Source organism: Mesorhizobium sp. WSM2561 (genome assembly GCF_000513915.1).
GTDB classification, from domain to species: Bacteria; Pseudomonadota; Alphaproteobacteria; order Rhizobiales; family Rhizobiaceae; genus Mesorhizobium; species Mesorhizobium muleiense.
Window position 1 is genome coordinate 24,909 of the sequence record NZ_AZUX01000044.1, and the last position, 15,732, is coordinate 40,640.

A 15,732-nucleotide genomic window follows, 5' to 3' on the forward strand; every position below is an offset into this window, starting at 1 on the left:
CGGCTTGCCAGCTTGACGCCAGACCGTATGTTGGCGCCCGGTGATCCTTCGTGTTGGCCGGCGGCGCGGCTGCGGAAAGAGTGAGTTGATGAATGTGATCGTGGTTGGCGCAGGCATTGCGGGACTGTCGACGGCCTGGTCGCTGGTCAAGGCAGGGCACCAGGTCTCGATCGTCGAGCAGGGACCGATTCCCAATCCGCTTGCCGCCTCAGGCGACCATCACCGCATCATCCGCCGCGCCTATGGCGCAGCCTCGGGTTATGGCCGGCTGATCACCGAAGCCTATGAGGCCTGGGACGAGATGTGGGCCGATCTCGGCGAGCACCATCTCGACCCGCGCGGCTTCATCTGCATTTCGCGCGAGCCGGGAGACGAAGCCGAGGAATACCGCGAGGGCATGAAAGCCGGGAACTACCCGATCGAACTGTTCGAGTCGGACGCCGCGGCCAAGCGCTGGCGGTTCCTGCAGCCCGGCTCGTTCCGCTACGCGTATTTTTCGCCGGAGGGTGGTGCGCTGCATTGTCGCAAGATTGCCTCCCGCCTCGCCGAATGGCTGCGGAGAACCGGCGCCAATGTCTACGAAAACAGCAAGGTGACGGAGGTCGACGCCAAGGCTGGCCGCCTCGTGCTTGAAAGCGGCGAGACGATGCAGGCCGACCGCATCGTCGTCACCGCCGGCGCCTGGGTGCTGAAACTATTTCCGGAACTGGGCGGCGACCTGAAGACCTGGCGCACCGCGCTCGCCTATGTCGAACCGCCGGCGGATCTGAAAGCGGCATGGCATTCGGCCCCGGTCATCCTCGACGTCGGCGGCGCTGTCGACGGCTACGTGATCCCGCCGTCCGGCGGCGCCGGCATGAAATTCGGCTCAGGGCTGCACAGGGTGCCGACCAGCGATGCCGACTGGAACCGCCAGCCGGTGGCGGGCGAGGGCGAGGCGATCCGCGACCTGTTTTCGCCCCCGATCGCCCGTGTCGAAGAATACAAGGTCACCGAGGTCGTCACCTGCGCCTACACATTCACCGCCGACGAAAGGTTCCTGGCGCATGAGAAGGGCAAATGCCTTGTCGTCTCGGCCTGCTCCGGCCACGGCTACAAGTTCGGCGCGGCGGTCGGCAGGCGTGTCGCAGCGACCGTCGGCAATGGCGATGTCGGCGGCTTGAAGGCGTGGCTGCGGGCCGAAGCGGTCTGACCTAATACCGGCAGTGCCGCGGAATTCGCACCTGCCGCCAGCGCGACGAGCCCTCGCGGACCAGAACCCGGCGCGCCACTGTCTGGTAGGTGGCGGGAAAATTGACGATCCGCCGCTGCTCGGGCTGCACCAGAACCTCCTCGGCGATGCTCTCATACTCGGCGGGACTGACGACGCGCCGTTGGCGCTCCGGCTGCACCACCGCGGTCTCGGCCACCCGTTGATAGCGCGCCTTGTGCCTGATCTTGCACAGCACCTTGCGGCCGTTGATGACGCGCCATTCCCAGGAGTAGCCGCCGTCATCGACCTTCACCGTGCGGTAGATGGTGCGGGTGATGGCAGGCACGATCTCGTAGCTGACACGCGCCGGTGCGATCTGCACCACCCGTTCGCGCGTCCCGTAGATCGCCGGAACGTATTCCACGTGCTGACCGGCCGGGCTGACGAGCACGTTTTCGTAGACGGTCTCGTAGACGGCCGGCCTGTGGACCTGCTCGTAGCACTCGACGGCGCGCCCGCCGGCAGCCGTTTCGGACACCATGCCGAGGACGGCGAGGCTGGCGATGGCCGAGGAAGCCGTTTTCCCGATCATTGCGCTCCCCCCTGTTTGAACCTTCCACGCAAGCTCAACGTTGAATTGTAGGGGAAGCCGTGTCCCGGGAAAGCGGTTTCGGCACATTTCGTTAAGCGACGCGGTTAAGAAACTGTTACCCGGCAGCGCAGCCGCGCCGCTCCAACAGCAGCCGGCGCAGCTTCGGGCGAATTCTGTGCAGAAACCTTGATTCGACTTAACCGGATGGCTAGGAGGGGCGGCCTTGCGCTAGGGTGAGCCGACATCCTATTTACAGGGATAACGATCCAGAACCGATTCTGCCCGACTTGCTCATCTCCGGCGCCGGAATCCCATCTTCAATAAGGGATAGTCCATGAAGAACCCCGTCGAAACCTACATGAACCTCGTTCCGATGGTGGTCGAGCAGACCAATCGCGGCGAGCGGGCCTACGACATTTTCTCGCGGCTCCTGAAAGAGCGCATCATTTTCATCACCGGTCCGGTCGAGGACGGCATGGCGACGCTGGTCTGCGCGCAGCTCCTGTTCCTCGAAGCGGAGAATCCGAAGAAGGAAATCAACCTCTACATCAATTCGCCCGGCGGCGTCGTCACCTCGGGCATGGCGATCTACGACACCATGCAGTTCATCAAGCCGGCGGTGGCGACGCTGTGCATCGGCCAGGCCGCCTCGATGGGCTCGCTGCTTCTCACCGCAGGCGAGAAGGGCATGCGCTTCGCCACGCCGAACGCCCGCATCATGGTCCACCAGCCTTCCGGTGGCTTCCAGGGCCAGGCTTCCGACATCGAGCGCCACGCCCAGGACATCATCAAGCTGAAGCGCCGCCTCAACGAGGTCTATGTCAAGCACACCGGCAAGAGCTACGACGAGATTGAAAGGACGCTGGACCGCGACCATTTCATGACCTCCGACGAGGCCAGGGAATTCGGCCTCATCGACAAGGTCATTTCGTCGCGTGAGCCGGTCGAGGGCATTGCCACATAAGCCCGGTGGCGGTTGGATGGCGGGAAAACACGCTTTTGATCCCGCTTGCGGCATTTCGGCCACAATTGGCTGTTCCCTCGACGGGAGCGATTGCCTACGTTAAGCCTATGTTGATTTTCGACGGCTTAGCTTTGTGCGGGGTTGATGCGAATCATTGCGACGTTTTCTGATATGTGTTTCGTATGGAATGCGTTGCGGGAGCCGGACTACTGGCGGCGGCGATTTCCCGCGATAGATTGAGTTATGCGCCCTTTCAACCAGACCATCGGCGGGCGGCTATGAAAGGACATGAAAATGAGCAAGGTCGGCAACAGCGGCGGTGATTCCAAGAACACGCTTTATTGCTCGTTTTGCGGCAAAAGCCAGCACGAAGTGCGCAAGCTGATCGCCGGCCCGACGGTGTTCATCTGCGACGAATGTGTCGAGCTCTGCATGGACATCATCCGCGAGGAGAACAAGACCTCGATGGTGAAGTCGCGCGAGGGCGTGCCGACCCCGCAGGAGATCCTCAAGGTTCTCGACGACTACGTCATCGGCCAGCCCTACGCCAAGCGCGTGCTGTCGGTGGCCGTCCACAACCACTACAAGCGGCTCGCGCATGCCGGCAAGAACAACGACGTCGAGCTGGCGAAGTCCAACATTTTGCTGATCGGCCCGACAGGTTGCGGCAAGACACTGCTTGCGCAGACGCTGGCCCGCATCATCGACGTGCCGTTCACCATGGCCGATGCGACGACGCTGACCGAGGCCGGCTATGTCGGCGAGGACGTCGAGAACATCATCCTCAAGCTGTTGCAGTCGGCCGACTACAATGTCGAGCGTGCCCAGCGCGGCATCGTCTACATCGACGAGATCGACAAGATCTCGCGCAAGTCGGACAATCCTTCGATCACCCGCGACGTGTCGGGCGAAGGCGTCCAGCAGGCGCTGTTGAAGATCATGGAAGGCACGGTCGCCTCCGTGCCGCCGCAGGGCGGCAGGAAGCATCCGCAGCAGGAATTCCTGCAGGTCGACACCGCCAACATCCTGTTCATCTGCGGCGGCGCCTTCGCCGGGCTGGACAAGATCATCTCGGATCGCGGCCGCAAGACCTCGATCGGCTTCGGCGCCACCGTCGCGTCGCCCGAGGATCGCCGCACCGGCGACGTTTTCCGTCTGGTCGAGCCTGAAGATCTGTTGAAGTTCGGCCTCATTCCTGAGTTCGTCGGCCGTCTGCCGGTCCTGGCGACGTTGGAGGACCTCGACGAGCCGGCGCTGATCCAGATCCTGACCGAGCCGAAGAACGCGCTGGTCAAGCAGTACCAGCGGCTGTTCGAGATGGAGAATGTCGACCTGACCTTCCACGAGAATGCGCTGTCGGCCATCGCCAAACGCGCCATCGAGCGCAAGACCGGCGCGCGCGGCCTGCGCTCGATCATGGAGGCGATCCTGCTCGACACGATGTTCGAGCTGCCGGCCTTGGAAGGCGTGCGCGAAGTGGTTATTTCGGAAGAGGTGGTGTCCGGCAACGCCAGGCCGCTCTACATCTATTCCGAGCAGAAGGAAAAGAAGGGCAACGTCAGCGCCTGACGTCAGTCCTGTAGTGGAGTTCTTCAAACGGCGCCGCAAGGCGCCGTTTTGCCGTTTGCGGATCGGCAGGCTATGATGAACGGCCCGACTTGTGATGAATGGATTATGACGGATTGGATGAACGGTTTCGTGTCGACCCTTGATCTTTGCCTCGCGTGCCTCCAACTAACGGAAGAAGGCCGTGGCGCCGAATTCTGTGCTGTAAAACTCCCGTCACAAACGGTGGTAGGCGGAACCATCCCCGGTCGTTAATATGAGAATCGCGGTTGGCCGATTGGCGGTCGCGACATGAAAGGTTGGACAATGGCCAAAATATCCAAGGCTCCCAGCGACGGCGTCTTCGCAGTCCTCCCACTGCGCGACATCGTGGTGTTCCCGCACATGATCGTTCCGCTCTTCGTTGGGCGTGAAAAGTCGATCAAGGCGCTGGAAGAGGTGATGGGTCAGGAAAAGCAGATCCTGCTTGCGACCCAGATGAATGCCGCCGATGACGATCCCGAGTCCGATGCGATCTTCGACATCGGCACGCTCGCCAATGTGCTGCAATTGCTGAAGTTGCCGGACGGCACCGTGAAGGTGCTGGTCGAAGGTGCCTCGCGCGCGAAAATCGTTTCGTTCACCGACCGTCCCAACTTCCACGAGGCCCGCGCCGCGGCGCTGGTCGAACCGGATGAGGAAGAGGTCGAGGTCGAGGCGCTGGCCCGTTCCGTCGTCACCGACTTCGAGAACTACGTCAAGCTGAACAAGAAGATCTCGCCCGAAGTGGTGGGTGCCGCCAGCCAGATCGACGACTATTCCAAGCTCGCCGATACGGTCGCCTCGCATCTTGCCATCAAGATCCCCGAGAAGCAGGAGATGCTGGCCACGCTTTCGGTCAAGGAGCGGCTGGAAAAGGCGATGGGCTTCATGGAAGCCGAGATCTCCGTCCTGCAGGTCGAGAAGCGCATCCGCTCGCGCGTCAAGCGCCAGATGGAGAAGACCCAGCGCGAATACTACCTCAACGAGCAGATGAAGGCGATCCAGAAGGAGCTCGGCGAGGGCGAGGACGGCCGCGACGAGGCCGCCGAGATCGAGGCGCGCATCAAGAAGACCAAGCTCTCCAAGGAGGCCCGCGAAAAGGCGGAAGCCGAACTGAAGAAGCTGCGGACGATGTCGCCGATGTCGGCTGAATCGACCGTCGTGCGCAACTATCTCGACTGGATCCTGTCGATACCGTGGGGCAAGAACTCCAAGGTCAAGCAGGATCTGGCCTTCGCGCAGAACGTGCTCGACACTGACCATTTCGGCCTCGACAAGGTCAAGGACCGCATCGTCGAATATCTCGCCGTGCAGAGCCGCCAGAAGAAGCTGAAGGGGCCGATCCTGTGCCTCGTCGGACCTCCCGGCGTCGGCAAGACCTCGCTCGGCAAGTCGATCGCCAAGGCGACCGGCCGCGAGTTCATCCGCATGGCGCTGGGCGGCGTGCGCGACGAGGCCGAGATCCGCGGTCACCGGCGCACCTATATCGGCTCGATGCCCGGCAAGGTCATTCAGTCGATGAAGAAGGCGAAGAAATCCAACCCGCTCTTCCTGCTCGACGAGATCGACAAGATGGGCCAGGATTTCCGCGGCGATCCGTCGTCGGCGTTGCTCGAGGTGCTCGATCCCGAGCAGAACTCGACGTTCATGGATCACTATCTCGAGGTCGAATACGACCTGTCGAGCGTGATGTTCGTGACGACGGCGAACACGTTGAACATCCCGGCGCCGTTGATGGACCGCATGGAGATCATCCGTATCGCCGGCTACACCGAGGACGAGAAGATCGAGATCGCCAAGCGCCACCTGATGCCGAAGGTGATCCGCGATCACGCGCTGCAGCCGAAGGAGTTCTCCGTCGGCGAGGACGCGATCCGCGGTATCATCCAGACCTACACCCGTGAAGCGGGCGTCAGGAGCCTGGAGCGCGAGCTGATGAAGCTCGGCCGCAAGGCGGTGACCGAGATCCTGAAGACGAAGAAGAAGACGGTCGACATCACGGCGGACAATCTCGCCGATTACCTTGGTGTTCCGCGCTTCCGCTTCGGCCAGGTCGAGGCCGACGATCAGGTCGGCGTTGTCACCGGGCTCGCCTGGACGGAAGTCGGCGGCGAGCTGCTGACGATCGAAGGCGTCATGATGCCCGGCAAGGGCCGCATGACGGTGACCGGCAATCTGCGCGACGTGATGAAGGAATCGATCTCGGCGGCGGCCTCCTATGTCCGCTCGCGGGCTCTCGATTTCGGCGTCGAGCCGCCGCTGTTCGACAAGCGCGACATCCACGTCCACGTGCCCGAAGGCGCAACGCCCAAGGACGGACCGTCGGCGGGCGTGGCGATGGCGACGGCGATCGTCTCGGTGCTGACCGGCATCCCGGTCAGAGCCGACGTGGCGATGACCGGCGAGATCACGCTGCGCGGCAGAGTGCTGCCGATCGGCGGGCTCAAGGAGAAGCTGCTTGCAGCACTGCGCGGCGGCATCAAGAAGGTGCTGATCCCGGAAGACAACGCCAAGGATCTGGCCGAGATTCCGGACAACGTCAAGAACGGTATGGAGATCGTTCCGGTCGGGCGGGTCGGTGAAGTCTTGCGCCATGCGCTGGTGCGTATGCCGGAGGCGATCGAGTGGGTCGAGCCGGTCAATGCGCCGGCTGCGGTGGATGCCGGAGACGACGCCAGCAAGTCGCTAGCTCATTAGCACGTGCTAAAGTTGCAATGCACAACGGAGAGCCGGGCCTGGCGCCCGGCTCTTTCATGTGAAAAACCCCGGAATTCCGGGGTTTTTTCGACTCTTTTGACGCTTTTCGACTTGGTTGCGGAAGCGCTTCTTTCTAAAGTCCGTTTCCTGCCGGATGAGTCGTACGTTCCGGTTTCTCATGGAAGGGAATTTTTATGAACAAGAACGAACTGGTGTCCGCTGTCGCCGATGCCGCGAGTATTTCGAAGGGTGACGCGCAGTCGGCGGTCGATGCGGTGTTCTCCGTCATCACCGGCGAACTGAAGAAGGGCGGCGATGTCCGGCTTGTCGGCTTCGGAAATTTCACCGTGTCAAAACGCGCTGCATCGACCGGCCGCAATCCGCAGACCGGCGCAGAAGTGCAGATCCCGGCGCGCACCGTGCCGAAGTTTTCGGCCGGCAAGGGCCTCAAGGACGCAGTCAACTAAGCGCCTTCGTACCCTTTTCAGAGACCAGAAAAGCCGGGCATGCCCGGCTTTTCTTTTGCGCCTTCCTTCTATCTTGTCGGCCAGCAGCAGGCGGCTCTATGCCGTCGGCGCATCGGCGCGCATCAGCCCTTCCTGCTTGAGATCGGCCCAGAGTGCTGATGGCAGCTTCGCGTCGAGCAGCGACCGATTGCTTTCGACCTCGCTCGGCCGCTGGCCGCCGGGGATCACCGACACGACCGAAGGGTGCAGCAGCGGAAATTGCAGTGCGGCCTCGATCAGGCGCACACCGTGGCGTTTGCAGATGGCCTCGATGCGCGTGACGCGGTCGAGGATGTCCTGCGGCGCCTCGGTATAATTGTAATAGGCGCCGGGCTTCGGTCCGGTTGCCAGGATGCCGGAATTATACGGCCCGCCGAGAACGATGCCGATGCCGCGCTTCTGGCATAGCGGCAGGAAGGATTGTAGCGCCTCCTGCTCCAGCAGCGTATAGCGCCCGGCAAGCAGGAACAGGTCGAAGTCGCCGCGCTCGGCAAGTGTCTGGGCAACCTGCCATTCGTTGATGCCGCCGCCGAACGCCTTGATGATGCCCTGGTCACGCAGGGACAGCAGCCCGTAATAGCCCGAGCGCATGAACTCCTCGATGCGCTGGTCCGCGGCCTCCTTGCTGCCATGGGTGAAGACGTCGACGTCATGCACGAAAAGAATGTCGATGCGGTTGACGCCGAGGCGCTCCAGCGAGGCTTCGAAGGAGCGCATGACGCCGTCATAGCTGTAGTCGTAGACCTCGCGGCGCGACGGCGTGTCGAAGAACTTGCCGATGCCGGTGCGCTGGTCCGGCGGGCAGGCGCGCATGATGCGGCCGACCTTGCTCGACAGCACATAGTCGTCGCGCTTTTTCGAGCGCAGGAACGGATTGAGCCGCGTTTCCGACAGGCCAAGCCCGTAGAGCGGCGCGGTGTCGTAGTAGCGGCAGCCGACCCGCCATGCAGCCTCCAGGGTGGCGTTGGCATCCTCGTCGGAGACGGCACGATAAAGATTGCCGAGCGGCGCCGTGCCGAAGCCAAGTTCCGTGAACGCGATGCCGCCATTGCCGATGCGGTCGAAATGCCGTGTCTTCATATACTGCCTTTTCCTCATTTCTAGCGCGGTTCTTCCTTCTCCCCTTGTGGGAGAAGGTGGCCGCGCAGCGGCCGGATGAGGGGTGTTCCAGGGAACACCAACGCCTCATTCCGTCCAGCACCCCTCATCCGTCTCGGCGCTGCGCGCCGATCCACCTTCTCCCACAAGGGGAGAAGGAAGAACGGAGCTGCTACTTCACCGCGCCTGCGGTCATGCCCATGATCAGGTAACGCTCCAGCGCGATGCCGATGACGGCGAGCGGCGTGATCGCGGCGGTGGCGAGTGCGGCCATCGACCACCAGTTGATGCCCTGCGAGCCGGTCTGGCTCGCCACCATGACGGGGATGGTTTTTGCGTCGGTCGAGGTCAGCAGCGCGGCGAAGAAATACTCGTTCCAGCACAGCACCATCGCCAGGATGAAGGCCGCGACCATGCCCGGCAGCGCGATCGGCATGACGATGCGGAAGAAGGCGCCCCAGATCGACAGGCCGTCGACGAGGGCTGCTTCCTCCAGTTCGACCGGGATCGAGTTGAACTGGTCGCGCATGATCCAGATGACGATCGGCAGCACCATCAGCGTGTAGAGCAGGATCAGCCCGATGCGGGTGTCGAGCATGCCGACTTCCCGGTACAGCACGAGAAAGGGCAGGGCGAGCACCACCGGCGGCAGGATCAACTGCGACAGGAAGAAGAAGGAGATGTCCTCGTTCTTGAACCAGGCGAAGTGATAGCGGAAGCGGGTGAGGCCGTAGGCGGCGAGGCTGCCGATGACGATGGCGAGGCTCGATGCGCCGACCGAGGTGATGACCGAATTCATGAAGCGCTTGATGAACTCGTCGCGCACCGTCGAGGTCCGGAAGATCGCATCCGGCGACAGGCCGAGCGAGCGCCAGCCCTTCCAGTCCGGCTGGAAGTCGACGAACGGGATGAGATGGCCCTGGGTGACGTCGACCGCGGTCTTGAACGAGGTGGTTATCGTCCAGTAGATCGGGAACAGGCAGATGAAGGCCCAGAACACCAGCGCGCCATAGATGAAGACGCGGTTGGCGAAAAAGCTCGCCGGCGAGCGGATTTCGGAAGCGGCGTAGTCGGTGGTCTGGACGCTCATCTGGCCGCCTGTCAATTGACGTTGCGCACGAAGCGATTGGCGAATTTCAACAGCCACGTCACGAACACGATGATTATGATGAGGTAGGCCATCGCCAGCATGGTGCCGTAGCCGACATTCGAGCGGTCGCGATACTCGCGGTAGATGAAGCTCGACACGGAATCGGTCGCGCCGCCCGGGCCGCCCGAGGTGACGGTGATGATGATGTCGGCCAGCTTCAGCTTGAAGATGATACGCAGGATGATCGCCGTCACCGATACCGGCAGCATCAGCGGGAAGGTGACCTGCCAGAACGTCTGCCAGGCATTGGCGCCGTCTACCCTGGCCGCCTCAAGCACCTCGCGCGACATCGCCTGAAGCCCGGCGAGCAGCATGATCATCATGAACGGGATGAACGTCCAGGCATCCAGCACCATGATCGAGATGCGGGCGGTGATCGGGTTTGAGAAGAAGGCGGGGTTTTCCCAGCCGAACTGGCGCGCCAGCGCCGCGGCCGGCCCGAAGCGGTATTCCATCAGCGATTTGCCGATCATCCACGACACCGCGACCGGCGACAGCATCAACGGCATGAGGAAGACGACACGGAAGAATTTACGCGCTCGGATCTGTGCGTTGAGCAGCAAAGCGAGGCCAAAGGCGATGACGTATTCGACCAGCACCGCCAGCACATAGAGCACCATGTTGAACAGCGCGTTGCGGTAATAGGGATCGGCCAGCATCTGCCAGAAATTGTCGAGCCCGTTGAACTTGCGGCCGGAGAAGGAACTGAGGTTCCAGTCGGTCAGCGCAATGTAGAAGCCGAACAGCGTCGGGAAGATCACCATGGCGATGGTGAACAGCAGCGCCGGCAGCAGGAACAGCGCGCGCTGGCCGTCTTCGCCGCGTGTCAGCACCTGGCCGACGCCGAGTGCAACACCCCACAGCACATAGGCATAGACGACCGGCCGCCAGGTCTCGAAGCCGATAGTGTTGACCTCTGACTTGTAAAGGATCTGGACTGCGATCACGGCCAGCAGGCCGAGCGTCGCAGCGGCCATCAACGCCCGGCCGAGCCGCTTGCGGCCCGGCGATATCAGATCGGATGGAGCGGCGTTTGCCGGCCACGCACTGGTGGGCAAGGTCTGGTCAGCCACGCGTCCCGTCCGTTCACTGAAGGCTGCTATGACCGGCAGGCCGGTCAAGTTGTTATGACCGGCTGGCCGGTCAAAGCTGCAGTCCGGCGGCTTTGCGTCGCCGGACCACGGTTCCTAGAATCTCAACCTACATGCCGAGCGAGGCCTTGTAGAGCTTGACCTGGTTTTCGCGGCCGATCTGGTCGGTCAGCTTCTCCCAGGCGGCCGCAATGGCGTCGGCGCCTTCCTGCGCCGTCATCTTGCCGGCAAATGTATTGGCCAGGATGTCCTCGGCGGCGCTGTAATATTGGAAGATGCCGGGGATACGCGGCTCGATCGCGGCGTTCGGATGGTTGTAACTGTCGGCCTCCGATTTCAGATACGAGGTGATGAAAGCCTCGTCGTAACCGGCCGCCACCCATTCCGGAATGTCGAAATGCGAGTTGCGGTAGGGTTGGAAGCCGGACGGATATGCTGCGCACCAGAGCGACAGGTCCTTGCCGCCGAGATGGGCAGCGGCCGACCAGGCCGCCTTCTTCTTCTTTTCGTCGCTGTCGACCCGTGCCATGACGTAGACGCCCCAGCCGAGATAGGCGCAGTTCGGCGAATAATTCGGGCCGCTGGCGAGCTTGTCCCACTGGCCGGTCTTGGAATTGTAGACGTCATCCGAGCCGGGCAGGATCGAGAAGCCGGTGACGTCGCCGACAACAGAACTGTCGTTGGTCTTGACGTTGGAGCCGACGTCGCCCCACCAGGTGACCATCGAACCGGTGCCGGCCAAGAACTGCTGGAAGGCGGTGGTATTCGGGTCGGCGTTGATCTGGTCGGCAGGCTCGGACGGCAGCGCGTCGATCACGTCCTGGATCGCCCGCACCCAGGCCGGATTGTTGATGCGCGGCTTCATCGTATCGGCATCGAACAGCCAGGCCTTGTCGTCGGGATGCTTGGCATAGGCGCTGGCGCGGCTGCCGAGGAAATAGAAGCCGAAGCCGCCCCACGCCTTGGGCGCGTCGAGATAGCCAAAAACGTCCTGGCCCTGGAACTGCTTGCCCTTGAGGAATTTTGTCACCGCCTGCACCTGCTGCCAGGTCTTCGGCACGCCCCATTCACCGCCACCGCCGCCGTCCTTCCACGCCTTGGCGAGGTCGGCATCGGCAAACACGTCGGTGCGGTAGTTGAAGTTGTGCGCGTCGCCATCGACGGTCACGCGGTACTGCTTGCCGTCCCAGGTGCCGACCGGTGGCTGCAGATAGGCCACGACGTCCTTCATGTCGATCTGGTCCTTGACCCAGTCCGGCATTTCGGACGTGAGACCCTTGCCGCAGACGTCGCCTTCGAACGGCGCGCCCATCTCGATGATGTCGAAATCGACGGTGCCGGTGGCGATCGACTGCTGCAGGCGGGCGTTGTAGTCCGCCTGCGCCAAGTCGATCCAGTTGATCTTGGCGCCGGTATAGGTCTCCCACGGCTTCAGGAAGCCGCGAAACAGCACATTGTGCAGGTTCTGGTTGTTGAGCCCCATGAAGGTGAGCTGGACGCCGGCGAATTCGCCTTCCTTGACGCTGGCCTTGGTCGCCTCAAGGCAAAGCTCGCCGACCTGCTGGAAGTCGGCATCGGTCGGCTGGCCCTTGCCGACACCGGGGATCTGCAGGATCTGCGCGCGCAATTCGCTTGCCGCGGAAGCCGGGCGCGTCAGCGCGCCAAGCCCGGCGCCGGATGCCGCTGCGATCGCGGCCATGCTGGCCGCGCCCTTGAGGACATCGCGGCGAGTGGCACCCGCGCGCATGAATTGGTTGTAAAGGCTGACTTTCATTTCGTTCCTCCCAGAATCTTATGTGCTTGAATCTCTATGGTGATTGTTCGGGTGTTTGGAGCGCTGGAAATGTTCCCCAACAACAGCGGCTCCCAGAAATAGCGGCCCAAGTTTTCCTCCGCAACGCTTCGATTTCCGTGGTCCGGACCAGCGTGCCGGCGCGCCCGGAACAGGGTCAAAACCCGAGCCCCTTCACTATTCTCACAACCAGGTGCCGTGTCAAACGAGAACGGGGTTTTTTATCTATAAAAGACTGACTTGCCCTCGCTGTTTGCGTTGTTTAGCTTCACCGCAACGAAAGGGGGGCCAATGGCTCAAGTCGCGATCAGCAATGTGGCCAAGGCGTTCGGAACCGTCAAGGTCCTGCACGGTGTCAGCGTCGACATCGCCGACGGGCAGTTCGTGGTGCTGGTCGGCCCTTCGGGGTGCGGCAAGTCCACGCTGCTCAGGATGGTGGCGGGGCTGGAGACCGTTTCCGGCGGCACGATCGCCATCGGCGACCGTGTCGTCAACCATCTGCCGCCGGCCAAGCGCGACATCGCCATGGTGTTCCAGAATTACGCGCTCTATCCGCACAAGACGGTCGAGCAGAACATGGCCTTTGCGCTAAAACTGCGCAAGACCGATCCGGCCGATGTCGCCGAGCGGGTCAAGCGCGCCGCCGATATCCTCGATCTCAACCCCTATCTCAAGCGCTATCCGCGCCAGCTCTCGGGCGGCCAGCGCCAGCGCGTCGCCATGGGTCGCGCCATCGTGCGCAACCCGCAGGTGTTTTTGTTCGACGAGCCGCTGTCCAACCTCGACGCCAAGCTGCGCGTGCAGATGCGCACCGAGATCAAGGAACTGCACCAGCGGCTGAAGACCACCACCATCTATGTCACGCACGACCAGATCGAGGCGATGACCATGGCCGACAAGATCGTCGTGATGCGCGACGGCCGCATCGAGCAGGTCGGCGCGCCGCTGGAACTGTTCGACCGGCCGGCCAATCTGTTCGTCGCAGGCTTCATCGGCTCGCCGTCGATGAACCTGCTCAAGGGCGTGGTGCGCAAGGGCGACAAGCCCATCGTCGAAATCGCCGGGACGCCGTTCCCGATGGCTGCGAGCAGCAAGGTGGAGGACGGGCGCAATGTCGTCTACGGCGTGCGGCCCGAGCATCTCGAAATCCACCCCGACGGCGTGCCGGCGAAGATTTCCGTCGTCGAGCCGACCGGTTCCGAAACGCTGGTGTTTCTGCGTTTCGGCGAGGGCGAGATGGTGGCGCTGTTCCGTGAGCGCCACGACTTCAAGCCGGGCGACACGCTGCATCTGAAACCGCGGCTCGACCAGGTCCATCTCTTCGACGCAGAGACCGGCAATCGTCTCTAAAACACTTTGAATTGCGCATGATCTTGTCCGAAAACCGACAACGCTTCGGGATCATGCGCCAGGCTTGGCATCAAAAAAGCCCGTTCGGGAGGGAACTATGCTCAAAGGGATCAATCCGCTGCTCAATGCCGACGTGCTTCAGGCGCTGCGGGCAATGGGCCATGGCGACGATCTGATCATCGCCGACACCAACTTCCCCTCCGATTCGGTGGCCCGCCAGACGGTGCTCGGCCGGCTGCTGCGCATCGATGCACCGGCGGCTGACGTGGTCAAGGCGGTGCTGTCGCTCTATCCGCTGGACACTTTCGTCGACGATGCCGCTGCCCGCATGGAGATCGTCGGCAAGCCGGACGAGATTCCCGCCGTGCAGCAAGAAGTGCAAGGCGAGATCGATGCTGCGGAGGGCAAGGCCTGGCCGATGATTTCGGTCGAGCGCTACGCCTTCTACGAACGTGCCAAAAAGGCCTATTGCGTCATCCAGACCGGCGAGCGCCGCTTCTATGGCTGTTTTGCCTTCCGCAAGGGCGTCGTTCCTCCCGACGCGGAGTAGCGAGATGCCAGGCAAGCCTGTGGTCATCAAGCCTGTCGTCATATTGGGCGTCTTCGTCGCCGACACCGCCTACCGCGCCGCCCGCCAGCCGCGCATGGGCGAGACGATCCTTGGAACATCCTTCACGCTCGGCCCGGGCGGCAAAGGCTCCAACCAGGCGGTCGCGGCCGGCCGTCTCGGCGCCGACATCACTTTCCTGACGCGTCTTGGCGTCGATCCCTTTGCCGACATGGCCAGGCAAACCTGGACGCAGGCCGGGGTGAAGAGCGCCGTCATCGACACGCCGGAGAGTTATACGGGTGCGGCCTATATCTTCGTCGAGGAGACGAGCGGCAACAACGCCATTATCGTCAGCCCGGGTGCGGCCATGCTGATTTCCCCCGACGACATCGAGGCCAACGCCGGCCTGATCCGCTCGGCCGGCGTTTTCGTCACGCAGCTCGAGCACCCGATCGAGGCGGCGATGCGGGCTCTGGAGATCGCACGCGGGGCAGGGGTGACGACCATCCTCAACCCGGCGCCGGCAGCAAAGCTTCCTGACCGCATCTACACGCTCTGCGACTATGTCACGCCCAACGAGACCGAGGCCGAGGAACTGACCGGCATCAAGGTGTCGTCCATCGACGACGCCCGCCGCGCCGCCGATCGTTTGCTTGGAAAAGGCGCCGGCGCGGTTATCGTGACGCTCGGCGAACAGGGCGCGCTGCTGCACACGGCCAGCCGATCCGACCATGTCGGCGCGATCAAAGCCGGTCCCGTGGTCGAGACCACCGGCGCCGGCGACGCCTTCAATGGCGGCCTGGCCGCAGCACTTGCGAGAGGCGTGGACCCGCTGCAAGCGGTCCGCTTCGCCTGCGCCGTCGCCGGCATCTCGGTCACCCGTCCGGGCACGGCGCCGTCGATGCCGACGCTGCAAGAGGTCGAGGCGCTGCTCGCCAGGGGGTGACGCATCCGGCCCGCTGCCAATGCGGATCGCCGTACGACTCTAGTTCCTCTACACAGGGGTTTGGTTCTTTGACTGACGGTCGCGCTGCCGGCCGGCCTGCAGCTGCCAAACTCCAACCTCTGCGATTTGCCAAATCCCACCACGCCTTCGTCATCCTAGGGCGAAGCAAGGAGCGAAGCGACGCGGCGCAGACCCTAGGATCCATGCCGTTACCTCG

At 62.8% G+C, this 15,732-nt stretch carries 13 protein-coding genes; 8 read left to right on the top strand and 5 right to left on the bottom strand.

The annotated features are described in order from the left end of the window. Positions 1-88 precede the first annotated feature (88 nt). Complete coding sequence (locus M727_RS0127415; protein ID WP_027155312.1) at positions 89-1,192, top strand: FAD-dependent oxidoreductase; 1,104 nt, start codon at positions 89-91, stop codon at positions 1,190-1,192. Position 1,193: 1 nt separating this feature from the next. On the opposite strand, the gene M727_RS0127420 is transcribed toward M727_RS0127415, so the two are convergent. Further along, positions 1,194-1,784 (bottom strand): hypothetical protein, encoded by a 591-nt coding sequence (locus M727_RS0127420; protein WP_027155313.1) that lies wholly within the window; start codon positions 1,782-1,784, stop codon positions 1,194-1,196. A 334-nt stretch (positions 1,785-2,118) separates the two neighbouring features. On the opposite strand from M727_RS0127420, the gene clpP reads away from it, so the two are divergent. The 4 genes from clpP (at position 2,119) to M727_RS0127440 (ending at position 7,499) form a co-directional block, all read left to right on the top strand. Further along, positions 2,119-2,748 carry an ATP-dependent Clp endopeptidase proteolytic subunit ClpP gene (gene clpP / locus M727_RS0127425; RefSeq protein ID WP_027155314.1) on the top strand — a complete coding sequence of 210 codons (630 nt, stop codon included), beginning with the start codon at positions 2,119-2,121 and terminating at the stop codon, positions 2,746-2,748. Between the two features lie 294 nt (positions 2,749-3,042). Beyond that, the gene (gene clpX / locus M727_RS0127430; protein ID WP_027155315.1) at positions 3,043-4,317 is read left to right on the top strand and encodes an ATP-dependent Clp protease ATP-binding subunit ClpX; all 1,275 of its coding nucleotides are present in this window, start codon (positions 3,043-3,045) and stop codon (positions 4,315-4,317) included. 303 nt (positions 4,318-4,620) lie between these two features. After that, complete coding sequence (gene lon / locus M727_RS0127435; RefSeq protein WP_027155316.1) at positions 4,621-7,032, top strand: endopeptidase La; 2,412 nt, start codon at positions 4,621-4,623, stop codon at positions 7,030-7,032. Positions 7,033-7,226: 194 nt separating this feature from the next. Then, entirely contained in the window at positions 7,227-7,499 is a 273-nt protein-coding gene (locus M727_RS0127440; RefSeq protein WP_023798342.1) for an HU family DNA-binding protein, read from the top strand. Positions 7,500-7,595: 96 nt separating this feature from the next. On the opposite strand, the gene M727_RS0127445 is transcribed toward M727_RS0127440, so the two are convergent. The 4 genes from M727_RS0127445 to M727_RS0127460 form a co-directional block, all read right to left on the bottom strand. Further along, positions 7,596-8,618, bottom strand: a complete 1,023-nt coding sequence (locus M727_RS0127445; protein WP_027155317.1) for an aldo/keto reductase — start codon at positions 8,616-8,618, stop codon at positions 7,596-7,598. 190 nt (positions 8,619-8,808) lie between these two features. Next, complete coding sequence (locus tag M727_RS0127450) at positions 8,809-9,726, bottom strand: carbohydrate ABC transporter permease (protein ID WP_027155318.1); 918 nt, start codon at positions 9,724-9,726, stop codon at positions 8,809-8,811. 11 nt (positions 9,727-9,737) lie between these two features. Beyond that, entirely contained in the window at positions 9,738-10,859 is a 1,122-nt protein-coding gene (locus tag M727_RS0127455; protein WP_027155319.1) for a sugar ABC transporter permease, read from the bottom strand. A 127-nt stretch (positions 10,860-10,986) separates the two neighbouring features. Then, positions 10,987-12,651: a sugar ABC transporter substrate-binding protein gene (locus M727_RS0127460; RefSeq protein ID WP_027155320.1), complete on the bottom strand. Its 1,665-nt coding sequence runs from the start codon at positions 12,649-12,651 to the stop codon at positions 10,987-10,989. A 309-nt stretch (positions 12,652-12,960) separates the two neighbouring features. Here M727_RS0127460 and ugpC point away from each other — a divergent pair, with 309 nt between their 5' ends. The 3 genes from ugpC to rbsK all read left to right on the top strand — a co-directional run bounded on the left by ugpC (position 12,961) and on the right by rbsK (position 15,515). Continuing rightward, positions 12,961-14,019: a sn-glycerol-3-phosphate ABC transporter ATP-binding protein UgpC gene (gene ugpC, locus M727_RS0127465; protein ID WP_027155321.1), complete on the top strand. Its 1,059-nt coding sequence runs from the start codon at positions 12,961-12,963 to the stop codon at positions 14,017-14,019. A 97-nt stretch (positions 14,020-14,116) separates the two neighbouring features. Further along, the gene (locus M727_RS0127470; RefSeq protein ID WP_023798333.1) at positions 14,117-14,569 is read left to right on the top strand and encodes an RbsD/FucU family protein; all 453 of its coding nucleotides are present in this window, start codon (positions 14,117-14,119) and stop codon (positions 14,567-14,569) included. Positions 14,570-14,573: 4 nt separating this feature from the next. After that, positions 14,574-15,515 carry a ribokinase gene (gene rbsK, locus M727_RS0127475; protein ID WP_027155322.1) on the top strand — a complete coding sequence of 314 codons (942 nt, stop codon included), beginning with the start codon at positions 14,574-14,576 and terminating at the stop codon, positions 15,513-15,515. The last annotated feature ends 217 nt before the right edge of the window (positions 15,516-15,732 follow it).